Here is a 15,703-nt window from a genome sequence, read left to right as displayed (position 1 = left end):
GCTCTTATGTGTTAGCAGGCCATCCAGCACCCGCTTTGCTTACACCAAACAACTAAGAAACAACTCAACAGAAATAAGGGGACTTAAGAGTGAACAAGTCGGAACTGATCGATGCTATCGCCGCATCTGCTGACATCCCGAAAGCTGTAGCTGGCCGCGCGCTGGACGCAGTTATCGAATCCGTTACTGGCGCTCTGAAGGCCGGTGACTCCGTAGTGCTGGTTGGCTTCGGTACTTTTGCTGTTAAAGAGCGTGCTGCTCGTACTGGCCGCAATCCGCAGACTGGCAAGCCGATCAAGATCGCTGCTGCCAAGATCCCTGGCTTCAAGGCCGGCAAAGCTCTGAAAGACGCCGTCAACTAAGCGTCTTTCGGGCTCTGCCCGACCGGGCCGGGTTCAGCCTGGCCCGATAGCGGAGTGGTGGATGCGAGGGGTTACTTCCTACCACCAGAGAGTTCGAATTTCAGACTCCGCAAGCTACGAGAAGGCGCATCCTTGGATGCGCCTTTCTCATATTCGGATACTCTACCCGCGTTACTCGGTTGCGATCCCATGCAACCGTTTCTGGGGGACCCATGCTGCAGAACATACGGGACAATTCACAGGGGTGGATTGCCAAAACCATTATTGGCGTCATCATCGCGCTGCTGGCGCTGACCGGCTTCGACGCCATCTTCAATGCCACCAGCAATCGCCAGAACGCGGCTGAGGTCAACGGTGACGAAATCACCCTGGACCAGTTGAGCGAAGCTGTGAACATGCAGCGCCGACAGCTGCAACAGCAACTGGGCAAGGACTTCGATGCATCCCTGCTGGATGAGAAGTTGCTGCGCGAGGCCGCCCTGAAAGGCCTGATCGAGCGCAAGCTCCTGCTGCAAGGCGCCAAGGATGCCGATTTCGCCTTCTCGCAGGGCTCCATTGACCAGCTCATCCTGCAGACGCCGGAATTCCAGGTGGACGGCAAGTTCAACGCCGACCGCTTCGATCAGGTCATTCGCCAGATGAACTACAACCGCCTGCAATTCCGCCAGATGCTGGAGCAGGAAATGCTCATCGGCCAACTGCGCGCCGGTTTGGCTGGCAGCGGTTTCGTGACTGATGCTGAGGTTGATGCCTTCGCTCGCCTGGAAAAGCAAACCCGCGATTTCGCGACCCTGACCCTGAAGGCCGACCCGGCTGCGGTCAGCGTTTCCGATGACGAGGTCAAGGCGTACTACGACGGTCACGCCGATCAGTTCATGAGCCCCGAGCAGGTGGTGATCGAGTACGTCGAGCTGAAGAAGGCCGCATTCTTCGATCAGGTCGAAGCCAAAGAGGAAGACCTCAAGGCCCAGTACCAGAAAGAGATCAGCAACCTCGCCGAGCAGCGTCAGGCCGCCCACATCCTGGTGGAGGTCAATGACAAGCTGAATGAAGAGCAGGCCAAGGCCAAGATCGAGCAGGTCAAGCAGCGCCTGGACAAGGGCGAAGACTTCGCTGCCCTGGCCAAGGAGTTCTCCGACGATTCGGGTTCTGCTGCCAATGGCGGTGATCTCGGCTTCGCCGGTCCTGGCGTCTACGAGCCCGCGTTCGAAGAGTCGCTGTACGCGCTGAAGCAGGGTGAAGTTTCCGCCCCGGTGCGCACCCAGTACGGCTGGCACCTGATCAAGCTGCTGGGCGTGCAGGCACCTGACGTGCCGAGCTTCGAGAGCCTGAAGCCGAAGCTTGAGCATGACATCAAGGCCCAGCAGGTCGAGCAGCGCTTCGTCGAGGTGAGCAAGGAGCTGGAAGATGCCGCATTCGAGGCGTCCGACCTTGCCCAGCCGGCCCAGGAGCTGAACCTGGAAGTGAAGACCAGCGCACCCTTCGGTCGTGAAGGTGGTGAGGGCCTGACTGCCAATCGTCAGGTGCTCCAGGCTGCCTTCAGTCCGGAAGTGCTGGAAGACGGCGCCAACAGCTCGGCCATCGAACTGGACCCGGATACCGTCGTTGTCCTGCGCGCGAAAGAGCACAAGAAGCCTGAGCAGCTGGCATTGGACAAGGTCAGCGACAGCATTCGCCAGCATCTGCAGGGCCAGAAGGCCAGCGAAGCTGCCAAGACCAAGGGTGACGCTCTGATCGCCAGCCTGCGTGAAGGCAAGACTCCGGTCGAGCAGGCGCAGGAAGGTCAGTCCTGGCAGGTGGTGGAAGCCGCTACTCGCAGCCAGGAAGGTGTTGACCCGGTGCTGCTGCAGGCGCTGTTCCGCATGGCCAAGCCGGCCGCAGCCGACAAGCCGGAGTTCACTGGCGTGAAGTTGAACAACGGCGACTTCGTGGTGATCCGCCTGAACGGTGTGAACCAGTCGGAAGAGAAGCTCTCCGAGCAGGAAAAGGCGATGTACAGCCGCTTCCTTGCCTCGCGCAGTGGCCAGCAGGACTTCGCTGCGTTCCGTCGTCAGCTGGAAGAAAAGGCGAAGATCGAACGCTTCTGATCGACTCGCTGAAGAAAAGGCCGCTTATGCGGCCTTTTTCTTTTTGGCCTGCCCGTACATGGGGGGCGGTGCTTTCAGTCGCGGGAGCGAGCCCTCTCGATATGGCATCTGATCCTCTGCGTGTGCTTACGTACATTAGGTCAACCAACAGAGCGAGGGACATGGAATGCTGATTGTTTTCAGTGGTCTGCCCGGCGCGGGCAAAACGACTATTGCGAGTGCTCTAGTCAGCAAGACGAGAGCCCTGTACCTGCGGATCGATACGATCGAACAAGCGCTCCGGAACTCCAGTGCGCTGGGACAAGACGTCGGGCGGAGTGGTTACGTGATCGCCAATGAGCTTGCGCTGAGCAATCTTCGTTTCGGTAGCACGGTCATCGTCGACTGCGTCAATCCCGTGGCCGAAAGTCGAAACGCGTGGAGTGAAATCGCTGCACGCGCAGGCGTTTCGCTGGTGAATGTCGAGGTTGTTTGCTCGGATAAACGCGAACATCAACGACGGGTCGAAACCAGGAACATCGACGTGCCCGGATTGATTCCGCCCACTTGGCAATCTGTGCTGAGTCACGACTACGAAGAGTGGGATCGACCCGCGATACGCATAGATACGGCAGGGGTGTCCGCTGACGAGGCGGCGGCAATGCTCACCGAGCAGCTCTTCCGCCAGACGGTTCAGTGGTAGCTCGCTGGAAACCAGGCGAGGCAGGGGAGAGTGCAAGTCCGGGAAGCCGATAGCTGTGAGAACTTGCAGAGTCCCGCCACAAAAAAGCCCGCACGAGTGCGGGCTTTTTCGTCAGGGCGACTATCAGTCTTCGATATTGCCCATGGCGGTGGTGTTGAAGCCGCCGTCGACGTACATGATTTCGCCGCTGATGCCCGAGGCCAGGTCGGAGCAGAGGAAGGCGCCGGCGTTGCCGACTTCTTCGATGGTCACGTTGCGGCGCAGCGGGGTCTGCTTCTCGTTGGCGGCGAGCATCTTGCGGAAGCTCTTGATGCCGGAAGCGGCCAGGGTGCGGATCGGACCGGCGGAGATGGCGTTGACGCGGGTGCCTTCCGGGCCGAGGCTGCCGGCCAGGTAACGGACGCCGGCTTCCAGGCTGGCCTTGGCCATGCCCATGACGTTGTAGTTCGGCATGGTGCGCTCGGCGCCCAGGTAGGACAGGGTCAGCAGGCTGCCGTTGCGGCCTTTCATCATTTCGCGGCCGGCTTTGGCCAGGGCCACGAAGCTGTAGGCGCTGATGTCGTGGGCGATGCGGAAACCTTCACGGGTGGTGACTTCGGTGAAGTCGCCGTCCAACTGGTCGCCCGGGGCGAAGCCAACGGAGTGCACGATGCAGTCCAGGCCATCCCACTTCTTGCTCAGGGCTTCGAAGACCGAGACGATTTCTTCATCCTTGGCCACGTCACAGGGGAAGCAGAGTTCGGCGCTGGAACCCCAGCCTTCGGCGAACTCTTCCACGCGGCCTTTCAGTTTTTCGTTCTGATAGGTGAAGGCGAGCTCGGCGCCTTCGCGGTGCATGGCTGCAGCGATGCCCGATGCGATGGACAGTTTGCTGGCTACGCCAACGATCAGTACGCGCTTACCGGCGAGAAAACCCATGTGCTTTCATCCTCTTCTGGTTAATGGGCAGTTCCCGGAGCCAGGAATGCGGCTTCCAGCAACTGCTTCGTATAGCTGTGCTGCGGGGCGGCGAAGATGGCATCGGCCGGACCCTGTTCGACCACCTGTCCGTGCTTGATCACCATCAACTGGTGACTCAGTGCCCGGACCACCGCCAGATCATGGCTGATGAACAGGTAGGTCAGGTCGTACTTGGTCTGTAGCCTGCGCAATAACTCCACTACCTGGCGCTGAACCGTCCGGTCGAGCGCCGAGGTGGGCTCGTCCAGCAGGATCAGTGCCGGTTTCAGCACCAATGCCCGGGCAATGGCAATCCGCTGCCGCTGCCCGCCGGAAAACTCGTGGGGGTAGCGGTTCCGGGTTTCCGGGTCCAGTCCTACCTCCAGGAGCGCGTCGATAATGGCCTGTTCCCGCTCCGCCTCGGTGCCGATGCGGTGGATCCGCAAGCCCTCGCCGACAATGTCGCCCACGCACATGCGTGGGCTGAGACTGCCGAAGGGGTCCTGGAAGACCACCTGCATCTGCCGCCGGAACGGCCGCACTTCACCCTGCGACAGTCCATCCAGGGACTCACCCTGGAAGCGGATACCGCCACGACTGCCCAGCAGCCGAAGGATCGCCAGGCCCAGTGTGGACTTTCCGGAGCCGCTTTCGCCCACGATTCCCAGGGTCTGACCCTGCAGCAGGCTGAAATTGACACCGTCCACGGCCTTGACGTGATCCACGGTGCGCCGCAGCAGCCCCTTCTTGATCGGGAACCACACGCGCAGGTCTTCGACCTCCAGCAGTGGCGCCCCCTCGGGGTTCTCCGCCGGCCGGCCCGAAGGCTCGGCGCCGAGCAGTTCCCGGGTGTAGGGATGCTGCGGTGCGTGGAACAGCTCATCACACGACGCTTGTTCGACGATGCAACCGCCCTGCATGACACATACGCGATGCGCAATTCGCCGAACCAGGTTCAAGTCGTGGCTGATCAGCAGCAGCGCCATGCCCAGGCGGGCCTGTAATTCCTTGAGCAGCTCGAGGATTTTCAACTGCACGGTGACGTCCAGCGCCGTGGTGGGTTCGTCAGCGATCAGGAGTTCCGGCTCGTTGGCCAGCGCCATGGCGATCATCACCCGTTGCCGCTGTCCGCCGGAAAGCTCGTGGGGAAAGGCCTTCAGCCGCTTATGCGGTTCAGGAATGCCGACCAGTTCCAGCAACTCCAGGGTGCGCTTGGTGGCGGCCTTGCCGGTCAGGCCCTTGTGCAGGGCGAGCACCTCATTGATCTGCTTTTCGATGCTGTGCAGCGGGTTCAGCGAGGTCATGGGCTCCTGGAAGACCATGGCGATGCGGTTGCCACGAATGCCGCGCAGCTTGGCTTCGGGCAGCTTCAGCAGGTCCTTGCCTGAATAGTTGATGCTGCCGCTCGGGTGGCGGGCCAGCGGGTAGGGCAGTAGCCGCAGGATGGAGTGCGCCGTCACCGACTTGCCGGAGCCGCTTTCGCCCACTAGAGCGAGGGTTTCGCCTTTACGGATGTCGAAGCTGACGCCTTCGACCACGCGCTGGACCTTCCCGCCTGCGACGAACTCGACGGCGAGGTCGCGGATTTCAATCAGGTTCTCGCTCATCTCACTTCCTCGGGTCGAAGGCATCGCGCGCGGCTTCGCCGATGAACACCAACAGGCTCAACATGGCCGCCAGCACCAGGAAGGCGGAGATCCCCAGCCAGGGTGCCTGCAGGTTGGACTTGCCCTGGGCCACCAGCTCTCCGAGGGACGGAGCCCCCGGCGGGAGGCCGAAGCCGAGGAAGTCCAGCGCGGTGAGGGTGCCGATGGCGCCGGTGAGGATGAACGGCATGAAGGTCATGGTGGACACCATGGCGTTAGGCAGGATGTGGCGGAACATGATGGCAATGTTCTGCATGCCCAGCGCGCGGGCGGCGCGCACGTATTCCAGGTTGCGGCCGCGAAGGAATTCGGCGCGCACCACGTCCACCAGGCTCATCCAGGAAAACAGCAGCATGATGCCCAGCAGCCACCAGAAGTCCGGTTGCACGAAGCTGGCGAGGATGATCAGCAGGTAGAGCACCGGTAGGCCGGACCAGATTTCCAGGAAGCGTTGCCCGGCCAGGTCCACCCAGCCGCCGTAGAAGCCCTGCAGGGCGCCGGCGATCACGCCGATGATGGAGCTCAGCAGGGTCAGGGTCAGGGCGAACAGCACCGAGATACGGAAGCCGTAGATGACGCGTGCCAGTACGTCGCGGCCCTGGTCGTCGGTGCCCAGCCAGTTGTCCGTCGAAGGTGGGGCGGGGGCAGGCACCTTGAGTTCGTAGTTGATGGTGTCGTAGCTGAAGGGGATGGGTGGCCAGATCATGCTGCCACCCTTGGATTCGATCAGGTCACGGATGTAGGGCGTCTTGTAATTGGCCTCCAGCGGGAACTCGCCGCCGAAGGCAGTTTCCGGGTAGCGCTTGAGAATGGGGAAGTACCACTGGCCGTCGTAGTTCACCGCCAGCGGCTTGTCGTTGGCAATCAGCTCGGCGCCCAAGCTGAAGATGAATAGCACCAGGAACAGCCAGAGCGACCACCAGCCGCGCTTGTGTGCCTTGAAGCGCTCGAAGCGCCGCTGGTTGATGGGGGAGAGTGCCATGCTCAGCCCTCCCGGCTTTCGAAGTCGATACGCGGATCGACCAGGGTATAGGTGAGATCGCTTATCAGTTTCACAACCAGTCCAAGCAGGGTGAAGATGAAGAGAGTGCCAAACACCACCGGATAGTCACGGTTCAGGGCGGACTCGAAGCTCATCAGGCCCATGCCGTCGAGAGAAAATATCGCCTCGATCAGCAGAGAACCGGTGAAGAAGATGCCGATGAAGGCGGAGGGGAAACCGGCGATGATGATCAGCATCGCATTGCGGAATATGTGGCCGTAGAGCACGCGACGCTCCGAAAGGCCCTTGGCACGGGCGGTGATCACATACTGTTTGTTGATCTCGTCGAGGAAGCTGTTCTTGGTCAGTAGGGTGAGGGTGGCGAAGTTGCCGATCACCAGGGCGGTCACCGGCAGGGCCAGGTGCCAGAAGTAGTCGAGGATCTTGCCGGTGAAGCTCAGCTCGTCGAAGTTGTTCGAGGTCAGGCCGCGCAGGGGGAACCAGTCGAAGTAGCTGCCGCCGGCGAACAGCACGATCAGCAGGATGGCGAAGAGGAAGGCCGGGATGGCATAGCCGACGATGATCGCCGTGCTGCTCCAGACGTCGAAGGCACTGCCATGGCGCACCGCCTTGGCGATCCCTAGCGGGATGGACACCAGGTACATGATCAGGGTGCTCCAGAGCCCGAGGGAGATGGATACCGGCAGCTTTTCGGCGATCAGGTCGGTGACCTTGGCGTCGCGGAAGAAACTGCTGCCGAAATCGAGCTTTGCGTAGTTGGTGATCATCAGCCAGAAGCGTTCATGGGGAGGCTTGTCGAAGCCGTACATCTTCTCGATCTCGGCCACCAGTTCCGGGTCCAGGCCCTGCGCTCCACGGTAGTTGGAGCTCGCGGTGGCCACCTCCGAGCCGCCGCCGGATATCCGTCCGGTGGCGCCGCCCGCTGCGGCGTCGAAGCCTTCCAGCTTGGCGATCATCTGCTCTACGGGGCCGCCGGGGGCGGCCTGGATGATGATGAAGTTGATCAGCAGGATGCCGAACAGGGTGGGAATGATCAGCAGCAGTCGGCGCAATATGTAGGCGAGCATTTACTGGGCATCCGGCGCGGAAGTGGGTTGCTCGGGCTGGCTCGCAGCTTCCGTGCCCGGTACCTGCCACCAGGTCATCAGGCCGAAGTCGTAGAGCGGTGTGTGCTGCGGGCGCTGGAACTGCTTCCAGTAGGCCACGCGGTAGGTGTCCACGTAGTAGTTGGGCACCACGTAATGACCCCACAGCAGCACCCGGTCAAGGGCGCGGGCGTGCTCCACCAGGCTCTGGCGCGAGTCGGCGCGGATCAGGCCTTCCACCAGTTTGTCGATGGCCGGGTCGCGCAGGCCGATGAAGTTGCGGCTGCCGGCGCTGTCGGCGCTGCGCGAGTGCCAGAACTCCATCTGCTCGTTGCCCGGCGAGTTGGATTGGCCCCAGGTGGCCGGGATCATGTCGAAATCGCGGGAACGCAGTCGGTTGATGTACTGGGAAACATCCACGCGGCGGATCTGCAGGTCGATGCCCAGTTCCGCCAGGTTGCGCTTGAACGGCAGGATCACCCGCTCCAGGTTGGCCTGGGCGATCATGATCTCGAAAGACAGCGACTTGCCGTCCGGGCCGACCATCTTGTCATTCTCGATCTTGTAGCCGGCTTCCATGAGCAGTTGGTAGGCGCGGCGTTTCTGTTCGCGGATGATGCCGCTGCCATCGCTGACCGGCGGCTGGAACACCTGGGTGAATACCTCGTCCGGCACCTGGCCCTTCAGCGGTTCGAGAATCTTCAGCTCATCGGCATCAGGCATCTCGTGGGCGGCCATCTCCGAGTTCTCGAAGTAGCTGCTGGTGCGCTTGTAGGAGCTGAAGAACAGCTGCTTGTTGGCCCATTCGAAGTCGAACAGCAGGGCGATGGCCTCGCGCACGCGACGGTCCTGGAACACCGGCCGGCGAATGTTGAAGGCAAAGCCCTGCATGCCGGTCGGGTTATGGTTCGGGATGGCTTCCTTGACGATCTTGCCGGCGCGCAGGGCAGGGCTGTCGTAGCCGGTGGCCCAGTCCTTGGCGGAGTACTCCAGGTTGAAGTCGAACTGCCCGGCCTTGAAGGCCTCCAGGGCAACTGACGTGTCGCGGTAGTAATCCACCGTGATGGCGTCGAAGTTGTAGTAGCCGCGGGTCACCGGCAGGTCCTTGGCCCACCAGTCCTTGACCCGCTCGTAGCGGATCGAGCGGCCGGCATCCACCTTGGTGATGCGGTAGGGACCGCTGCCCACCGGCGGCTCCAGGCCCGTCTTGCCGAAGTCGCGGCCGTCCCAGTAGTGCTTGGGCAGCACCTGGATCTGACCGAGGATCAGAGGCAGCTCGCGGTTGCCCGAATGCTTGAAGTCGAAGCGCACGCGCTGCTTGTCCTCCGCCTCCACCTTGGCCACGTCCGCATAGTAGTGGCGGTACATCGGATCGCCGTGCTCGACCAGGGTATTGAAGGTGAAGACCACGTCTTCGGCGGTCACCGGCTGGCCGTCGTTGAAGCGCGCGTTGGGGTTCAGGTAGAAGCGCACGTAGCTGTTGTCCGGCGCCTTCTCGATCTTCTCCGCAAGCAGGCCGTATTCGGTGAAGGGTTCGTCGGGGGAGTGGAAGGTCAGGCTGTCATAGATCAGGCCGAGCTGGTCCGCCGAGTTGCCGCGCGGGATGAAGGGGTTGAGGCTGTCGAAGCCGCCGACGCCGGAGAGACGTAGCAGGCCGCCTTTGGGGGCGTCCGGGTTGACCCAGGAGAAGTGCTTGAAGTCGGCCGGGTACTTGGCGGGTTCGTCGTACAGGGTGATGGCGTATTTGGGCTCGGCGATGGCGAGTCCGGCCAGTGACAGCAGCAGGGCGCCGCAGCCTTGAAGGCAACGGGTGCGCAGCGTTTTGCTCATCGGGCGTTCTCCGTGGGCTTCAGCCACCAGGCACGCAGGCCCAGGGTGTAGGGCGGCGTGGTGACGAAGGCGAACCGGTTGCGGTACGCCAGGCGGTGATAGTTGATGTACCAGTTGGGGATGCTGTAGTGCTCCCAGAGCAGGGTGCGGTCGAGGGCGCGCGCGGCGGCCAGCTGCTCGTCGCGGCTGTGGGCGCCGAGGAGCTTGTCGATCAGTTCGTCGGCCACCGGGTTGGCGACGCCCGCGTAGTTCTTGCTGCCTTTCACGCCCACCTGGCTGGAGTGGAAGTACAGGTATTGCTCCAGGCCGGGGCTCAGGGTTTGGGGCAGGGTCATCAGGATCATGTCGTAGTCGAAGTGGTCCAGGCGCTGCTTGTATTGGGCGCGGTCCACCGTGCGCAGGCTGACGTCGATACCGATGCTGGCGAGGTTTTCACGATAGGGCTGAAGGATGCGTTCAAGGTTCGGGTTGACCAGCAGGATTTCGAATCGCAGCGGTTGACCGCGATCGTTCAGCAGCCGCTGGCCGGACAACTTCCAGCCGGCTTCCGCCAATAGACCGAGGGCGCGGCGAAGGGTTTCCCGCGGGATGCCGCGACCTTCGGTGGTCGGCACCTGGAACGGCTGGGTGAAGAGCGCTTCCGGCAGCTCCTTGCGGTGAGGCGACAGCAGCAGCCACTCGTGTCCTTCGGGCTTGCCCACGGCACTGAACTCGCTGTTCGGGTAGTAGCTGGCTGCGCGCATGTAGGCGTTGTTGAACAGGGTGCGGTTGGTCCATTCGAAGTCGAACATCAGCCCCATCGCCTCGCGCACCTTGCGGTCACCGAACATGGCCCGACGGGTGTTCATGAACAGTGCCTGGGTCTGGGTGGGGATCTGGTGCGGTATCTCGGCGCGGATCACGTCACCCCTGGCGATGGCCGGGAAACGATAGCCGTTGGCCCAGTTCTTCGCCTGATGCTCGATGTAGAAGTCGAACTCGCCCGCCTTGAAGGCTTCGAAGGCGACGTTGCTGTCGCGGTAGAACTCCACTTCGACCCGGTCGAAGTTGTACTTGCCGCGATTGGCCGGCAGCTGTTCGCCCCACCAGTCCTTGACCCGTTCGAACACCAGGCTGCGCCCCGGTTGGACCTGGGTGATGCGATACGGGCCGCTGCCCAGCGGTGGCTCGAAGGTGGTGGCCTTGAAGTCGCGATCCTTCCAATAGTGCTGGGGCAGTACCGGCAGCTCGCCAAGACGCAGGATCAACAGTGGGTTGCCGGCGCGCTTGAGCACGAAGCGGATGCGGTGGCGATTGAGGATGTCGACCCTCTTCACTTCCTGCAGGCTGGTGCGGTACTGCGGGTGGCCGTTCTTGACCAGGGTGCGGTAGGAGAAGGCCACGTCATAGGCGGTGATCGGCTTGCCGTCGTGGAACTTGGCTTCTTCGCGCAGGTTGAACACCACCCAGCTTCGGTCTTCGCTGTACTCGACACTTTTCGCGATCAGGCCGTAGCTGGAGGCCGGCTCGTCGCCGGAAGGGTCGTACTGGCCGGTGCCCACCATCAGCGGCTCGTTCAGCTCGGTCACGCCATACTGCGGAAAATTGGGCGTGGAAACCGGGCTGGTGCCCTTGAAGGTATACGGGTTGAGGGTGTCGAAGGTGCCGAAGGCCATGGCCCGCAGGGTGCCACCCTTGGGGGCACTGGGATTGACCCAGTCGAAGTGGTCGAAGTTGGCCGGATATTTCAGGGTGCCGAACTGGGCGTAGCCGTGACTTTCAATAAGGCTGGCGAAGCAGGGTTGAGCCAGCAGGCCGATGAGCATGAATGCAAGGCGACGCATCAGGCGGAAGTCCGATCCATGACTATCGTGTCGGGCATGTGGGCGCTGGCCTCGCTGGCGGTATGGCGCGGGCGTCGGGCCAGCGAAATCGTGTTGGAAGTCACGCGCCGCAGGTGTCGGCGGTAACGGCTGGCAAGTACAGTAACAGCTTGTACAGGCAAGAAAAAAGGGCCAGCCTGCGGGTTGCTGGCCAGCATTCTGGCCCCCATCCGGAAATTTGCGCAGAGGTGCCAATCTTGGGTGAACGCAGCCATGGTTTGCAGTCATGGATCGACCGCCTCAACGAGGCTGAATTACCCGCTCTGGCCGCGGTGGTGCAGGACTTGCACCAGATGGCCCAACAGGACAAGTCTTCCGTGCAGCAGCTGGCTGATGTGCTGCTGCGCGACGCGACCCTGACCTCCAAGGTGCTGAAGGTCGCCAACAGCGTCTACTACAACCCTTCCCAGGAACCCATCCGCACCATCTCTCGCGCCATCGTCCTGATCGGCTTCGAGAACGTGCGCCTGATCGGGCTCTCGGTGAGCCTGATCGACAATCTCCTGACCCGGGGTCCACGCGAACAGCTTCCCGAGCTCCTTGCACGGTCCTTCCATGCCGCCGTCCAGGCACGAAACATTGCCGGCTATCTGCTGGCGCGCAGTCAGGAGGAGGTGTTCATCGCCGCCTTGCTGCACAACCTGGGCGAATTGGCGTTCTGGGGCTGCGGTGGCGAACAGGCGGATGAACTGGCCGCCGCGCTGGCGCAGCCGGGCGTCGATGCCGATCAGGCAGTGCGCGATGTGCTGGGTACCAGCTTCCGTCAGTTGACCCTTGGTCTCGTGCGTAGCTGGAACCTGGGCGAACTGGCGAGCCTGGCCCACGCGGGCTCGGCCCAGGGTGACCCCGCAGTGAAGGCCGTGAGCCTGGGCGTGCGCATCAGTGAAGCGGCGCTGCAGGGTTGGGACTCCCCGGCCATGGCGCAGTTGGTGGAACAACTGGCCAGCCAGGTCGGGCTCAGTCGCGAGGAGGCCATGCAGCAGGTCCTGGCCAGCGCTGATGAAGCAGTCAAGGTGGCGACGACCTTTGGCGCCAGCAAGCTCTGCCACCTGATTCCCCATACCGATCCTGAGCAGATCCGGCTCCAGCGGGAGCAGCGCCAGGCGCGCCAGTTGCAGCCGAACCTGCTGATCATGCAGCAGGCCCTGCAGGAACTGGGGATGCTGGTTTCGCGCAAGGCGGATATCAATCTGGTGCTGGATACCTTGCTCCAGGGGTTGCACCAGGGCGCTGGGCTGGAGCGGGTGATGGTGGCCGTGCTGACCGACCAGCGCAGCCGTTTCACCGTGCGCCGGGCGTTGGGGGAGGGCAGCGAGCGCTGGCTGGAGGGGTTCGCCCTGCCGGCCAGCCAGCCCGAGAATCCCAGCCTCTTCAGTTACGCGTTGCGCACTCGCGAGACTCTGTGGATGGGAGTGCCAGCGAGCTACAGCCTGAATGATCTGGTGACGCGACCGATGCGCGAGTGGCTGGGGCAGGGGATGTTCTTCATCGCGCCGCTATTGGCCGGCAAGCGCGAGATCGGAGTCATCTACGCCGATTGCCGTCTTTCGGGGCGGGCGCTCAGGCACGAGCAGTTCGTGGCGTTCCAGCATTTCGCCCAGGCGGCGGGGAGATGCCTGGAGGCAATGGCGCAGAGGTCCTAGCGGGATTGGCATGCCGGGTGGATGAACCGCCCGGCTGCGCGGGGATCAGGGCAGGTAGACGGTCAGTGTCTGGCCCGGCTTCAGGCCGCCGCCACTGCGCGGGTTCCAGCGCTGCAGGTGCTTCATCTCGACGTTGAAGCGCTTGGCGATCAGGTAGAGCGAGTCGCCCTGCTTGACCTTGTAGTAGGTCACCGACTCGCGGCCGTCACCCTTGGACTTGCCTTTTCCCCTGCTCTTGCTGGCGCTGGCGACCTGGGTGGCGCCACCTTGCAGCTTCAGCACCTGGCCGGCCTTGAGGTGATTGGCCTTGAGCTGGTTCCAGCGCTTGATGTCCTGCACGTCCACCTTGTACTGGCGGGCGATGGTCCAGAGGTTGTCACCGCTCTTTACCTTGTGGCTGCGAGCCGGGGCCGGGGCGGGAGCGCTGGCGACGTTCTGGAACAGCGGCTGATCGGGCTTGAGGCCCGGCTCGACCGGAATGCTCAACTGCTGGCCTACCCGCAGGTGATTGCTGGAGAGGCCGTTGATCTCTTTCAGCGTCTTGACCGTCACGTGGTAGCGATTGGCGATGCCATGCAGGCTGTCACCGTTGCGCACGCGGTATTGCTTCCAGTCCACCAGCTCCTTGGGCTTCATCAGGGCGAGGTTGGCGGTCAGCAGTTCGGCCTTGTCGGTGGGCACCAGCAGGTGCTGCGGGCCGTCCATGGTGATGCGCTTCTTGAAGGCCGGATTGAGCTGGTACATCTCGTCGGCTTCCATGTCGGCCAGTTCGGCGACCTGGGACAGATCGAGGCGTTGTTGCTTGACCTCTACCACTTCGAAGTACGGCTCGTTGGCGATGGGGCTGAGGTTCACGCCATAGGCTTCAGGCGCCATCACCAGTTGTGACAGGGCCAGCAGTTTGGGGACGTAGTCCTGGGTTTCCTGGGGCAACGGCAGGTTCCAGTAGTCGGTCGGCAGGCCGAGCTTCTGGTTGCGTTCGATGGCGCGGCTGACGGTGCCCTCGCCAGCGTTGTAGGCGGCCAGCGCCAGCAGCCAGTCGCCGTTGAACATTTCGTGCAGGCGATCCAGATAGTTCAGCGCGGCGTTGGTGGAAGCGGTGATGTCGCGGCGACCGTCGTACCAGTTGGTCTGGCGCAGGTTGTAATGGCGGCCAGTGGACGGGATGAACTGCCAGATGCCGACGGCATGGCTACGGGAATAGGCGAAGGGGTTGTAGGCGCTTTCCACGACGGGCAGCAGGGCCAGTTCGAGGGGCATGTTGCGCTCTTCCAGGCGCTCCACCACGTAATGGATATAGAGGCTGCCGCGGGAGCTCGCGCTTTCCAGGAATGAGGGCTTGCTCACGTACCAGAGGCGTTGGCGCTCGACACGCGGGTTGACGCCAATCTCGTCCTGCAGCTTGAAGCCGTTGCGCATGCGCTCCCAGATGTCCTGGGGTTCACGCTCGGTCTCGGCTTCTTCCAGCCACTGGGTCTGCTGGTTCATGTCCAGGGCGCGGTCGGTATCCCGACCCTGGTCGTCGTCCTTTTGACCCATGCCCGAACAGCCGGCAAGTGTGGCGGCGCACACCACGACGAGCGCGCGCGCGGCTCGTGCCAATGCATCCAGGTCGAAGGTTTTGATCGGCGAAGACAACATTGGCTGTGGGGTTTTTCCGGCAAAAAAGTTCGGGGATTCTAGGAACCGACCTATGGCTGGTCAAGTTTTCACCAGTCGGCCACAGCCTGACCGAGTGTTCAGAACTGATCCTTCCAAGCGCGTAGAACCGCGAAGACCTCGGCGGGCGTAGCGTTGTCCCGGCCGACCCGCTCGTCGGCCACTTGTTTAACGGATGTTTCAGCCACCCGCAGGAAGGGGTTGGTGGCCCGTTCCAGGGCGATGTTCGATGGCAGGCTGATACCACCCTGTTCGCGCAGCCGGGTGACGGTGTCGAAACGCTCGGAAGTGGCGTGGTTGCCGGGCTCGACCGCCTTGGCGAAGCGCAGGTTGCTGAGGGTGTATTCGTGGGTGCAGAACACCAGTGTGGCCGCCGGTAGCGCGGCCAGGCGGCTCAGGGAGTGGTGCATCTGGTCCGGAGTGCCTTCGAACAGGCGGCCGCAACCGGCGGCGAACAGCGTATCTCCGCAGAACAGCAGTGGGCGGTCGTTGTCCGCATGGTAATAGGCGATATGCCCCAGGGTATGGCCGGGCACCTCGAACACCTGGAAGTCCAGGCCGAGAACTTGCACGGTGTCGCCATCGCCCAAGGCGAGGTCACGCGCCGGGATCTTCTCCTGGGCCGGGCCCAGGACACGGGCGCCGCTGGCTTCCTTCAGGCGCGCCACGCCGCCGACGTGGTCGTGGTGATGATGGGTGACCAGGATGTCGGTCAGCGTCCAGCCGGGATGGGCGTCGAGCCAGGCCAACACCGGCGCGGCATCACCGGGATCGACCACGGCGCAGCGGCGGGTGTCGGCATCCTGCAGCAGCCAGAGGTAGTTGTCGGAAAAGGCGGGGAGGGCGTCGATCTGGATCATGAAGGGAGTCGCCAAGCTGAGAGCAATGGAGCATCTTAGGGCTCT

General features: G+C 62.7%; 12 protein-coding genes. 4 read left to right on the top strand and 8 right to left on the bottom strand.

The features are described from left to right. Positions 1-89 precede the first annotated feature (89 nt). The 3 genes from hupB (at position 90) to E8E91_RS18450 (ending at position 3,131) form a co-directional block, all read left to right on the top strand. Positions 90-362 (top strand): nucleoid-associated protein HU-beta, encoded by a 273-nt coding sequence (gene hupB / locus E8E91_RS18460; protein ID WP_003087931.1) that lies wholly within the window; start codon positions 90-92, stop codon positions 360-362. A 212-nt stretch (positions 363-574) separates the two neighbouring features. Then, a complete protein-coding gene (locus E8E91_RS18455) occupies positions 575-2,449 on the top strand; it encodes a SurA N-terminal domain-containing protein (RefSeq protein ID WP_280377632.1) in 1,875 nt (624 codons plus the stop codon). Positions 2,450-2,615: 166 nt separating this feature from the next. Then, positions 2,616-3,131, top strand: a complete 516-nt coding sequence (locus tag E8E91_RS18450; RefSeq protein WP_280377629.1) for an AAA family ATPase — start codon at positions 2,616-2,618, stop codon at positions 3,129-3,131. Positions 3,132-3,254: 123 nt separating this feature from the next. Here the strand turns inward: E8E91_RS18450 and fabI are convergent, their stop codons facing one another. From fabI to E8E91_RS18420, 6 genes are read right to left on the bottom strand one after another with little or no spacing between them, the layout of a single operon-like run. Continuing rightward, positions 3,255-4,049, bottom strand: coding sequence for an enoyl-ACP reductase FabI (gene fabI, locus E8E91_RS18445; RefSeq protein WP_280377626.1), 795 nt, complete (start codon positions 4,047-4,049; stop codon positions 3,255-3,257). 20 nt (positions 4,050-4,069) lie between these two features. Further along, positions 4,070-5,677, bottom strand: coding sequence for an ABC transporter ATP-binding protein (locus E8E91_RS18440; protein ID WP_280377624.1), 1,608 nt, complete (start codon positions 5,675-5,677; stop codon positions 4,070-4,072). 1 nt (position 5,678) lies between these two features. Next, complete coding sequence (locus E8E91_RS18435; RefSeq protein WP_280377623.1) at positions 5,679-6,698, bottom strand: ABC transporter permease; 1,020 nt, start codon at positions 6,696-6,698, stop codon at positions 5,679-5,681. A 2-nt stretch (positions 6,699-6,700) separates the two neighbouring features. Next, on the bottom strand, positions 6,701-7,786 hold the full coding sequence (locus E8E91_RS18430; RefSeq protein ID WP_280377620.1) for a microcin C ABC transporter permease YejB: 1,086 nt from the start codon (positions 7,784-7,786) through the stop codon (positions 6,701-6,703). Further along, positions 7,787-9,634 carry an extracellular solute-binding protein gene (locus E8E91_RS18425; protein ID WP_280377618.1) on the bottom strand — a complete coding sequence of 616 codons (1,848 nt, stop codon included), beginning with the start codon at positions 9,632-9,634 and terminating at the stop codon, positions 7,787-7,789. Continuing rightward, a complete protein-coding gene (locus E8E91_RS18420; RefSeq protein WP_280377616.1) occupies positions 9,631-11,457 on the bottom strand; it encodes an extracellular solute-binding protein in 1,827 nt (608 codons plus the stop codon). Before E8E91_RS18420 ends, E8E91_RS18425 begins: the two co-directional genes overlap by 4 nt. Positions 11,458-11,693: 236 nt before the next feature. Between E8E91_RS18420 and E8E91_RS18415 the strand changes: the two genes are divergently transcribed. Next, positions 11,694-13,139, top strand: a complete 1,446-nt coding sequence (locus E8E91_RS18415) for an HDOD domain-containing protein (protein WP_280377614.1) — start codon at positions 11,694-11,696, stop codon at positions 13,137-13,139. 45 nt (positions 13,140-13,184) lie between these two features. Here E8E91_RS18415 and E8E91_RS18410 read toward each other — a convergent pair whose 3' ends face one another. Next, on the bottom strand, positions 13,185-14,780 hold the full coding sequence (locus E8E91_RS18410) for a LysM peptidoglycan-binding domain-containing protein (protein ID WP_280377612.1): 1,596 nt from the start codon (positions 14,778-14,780) through the stop codon (positions 13,185-13,187). A 98-nt stretch (positions 14,781-14,878) separates the two neighbouring features. Further along, positions 14,879-15,658: a hydroxyacylglutathione hydrolase gene (gene gloB, locus E8E91_RS18405; RefSeq protein ID WP_280377610.1), complete on the bottom strand. Its 780-nt coding sequence runs from the start codon at positions 15,656-15,658 to the stop codon at positions 14,879-14,881. Positions 15,659-15,703: the final 45 nt, after the last annotated feature.

Source organism: Pseudomonas sp. BN515, from assembly GCF_029873155.1.
Lineage (GTDB): Bacteria > Pseudomonadota > Gammaproteobacteria > Pseudomonadales > Pseudomonadaceae > Metapseudomonas.
Note: the sequence above shows the minus strand (reverse complement) of the source record. Positions and strands in the feature narration are given on the sequence as shown.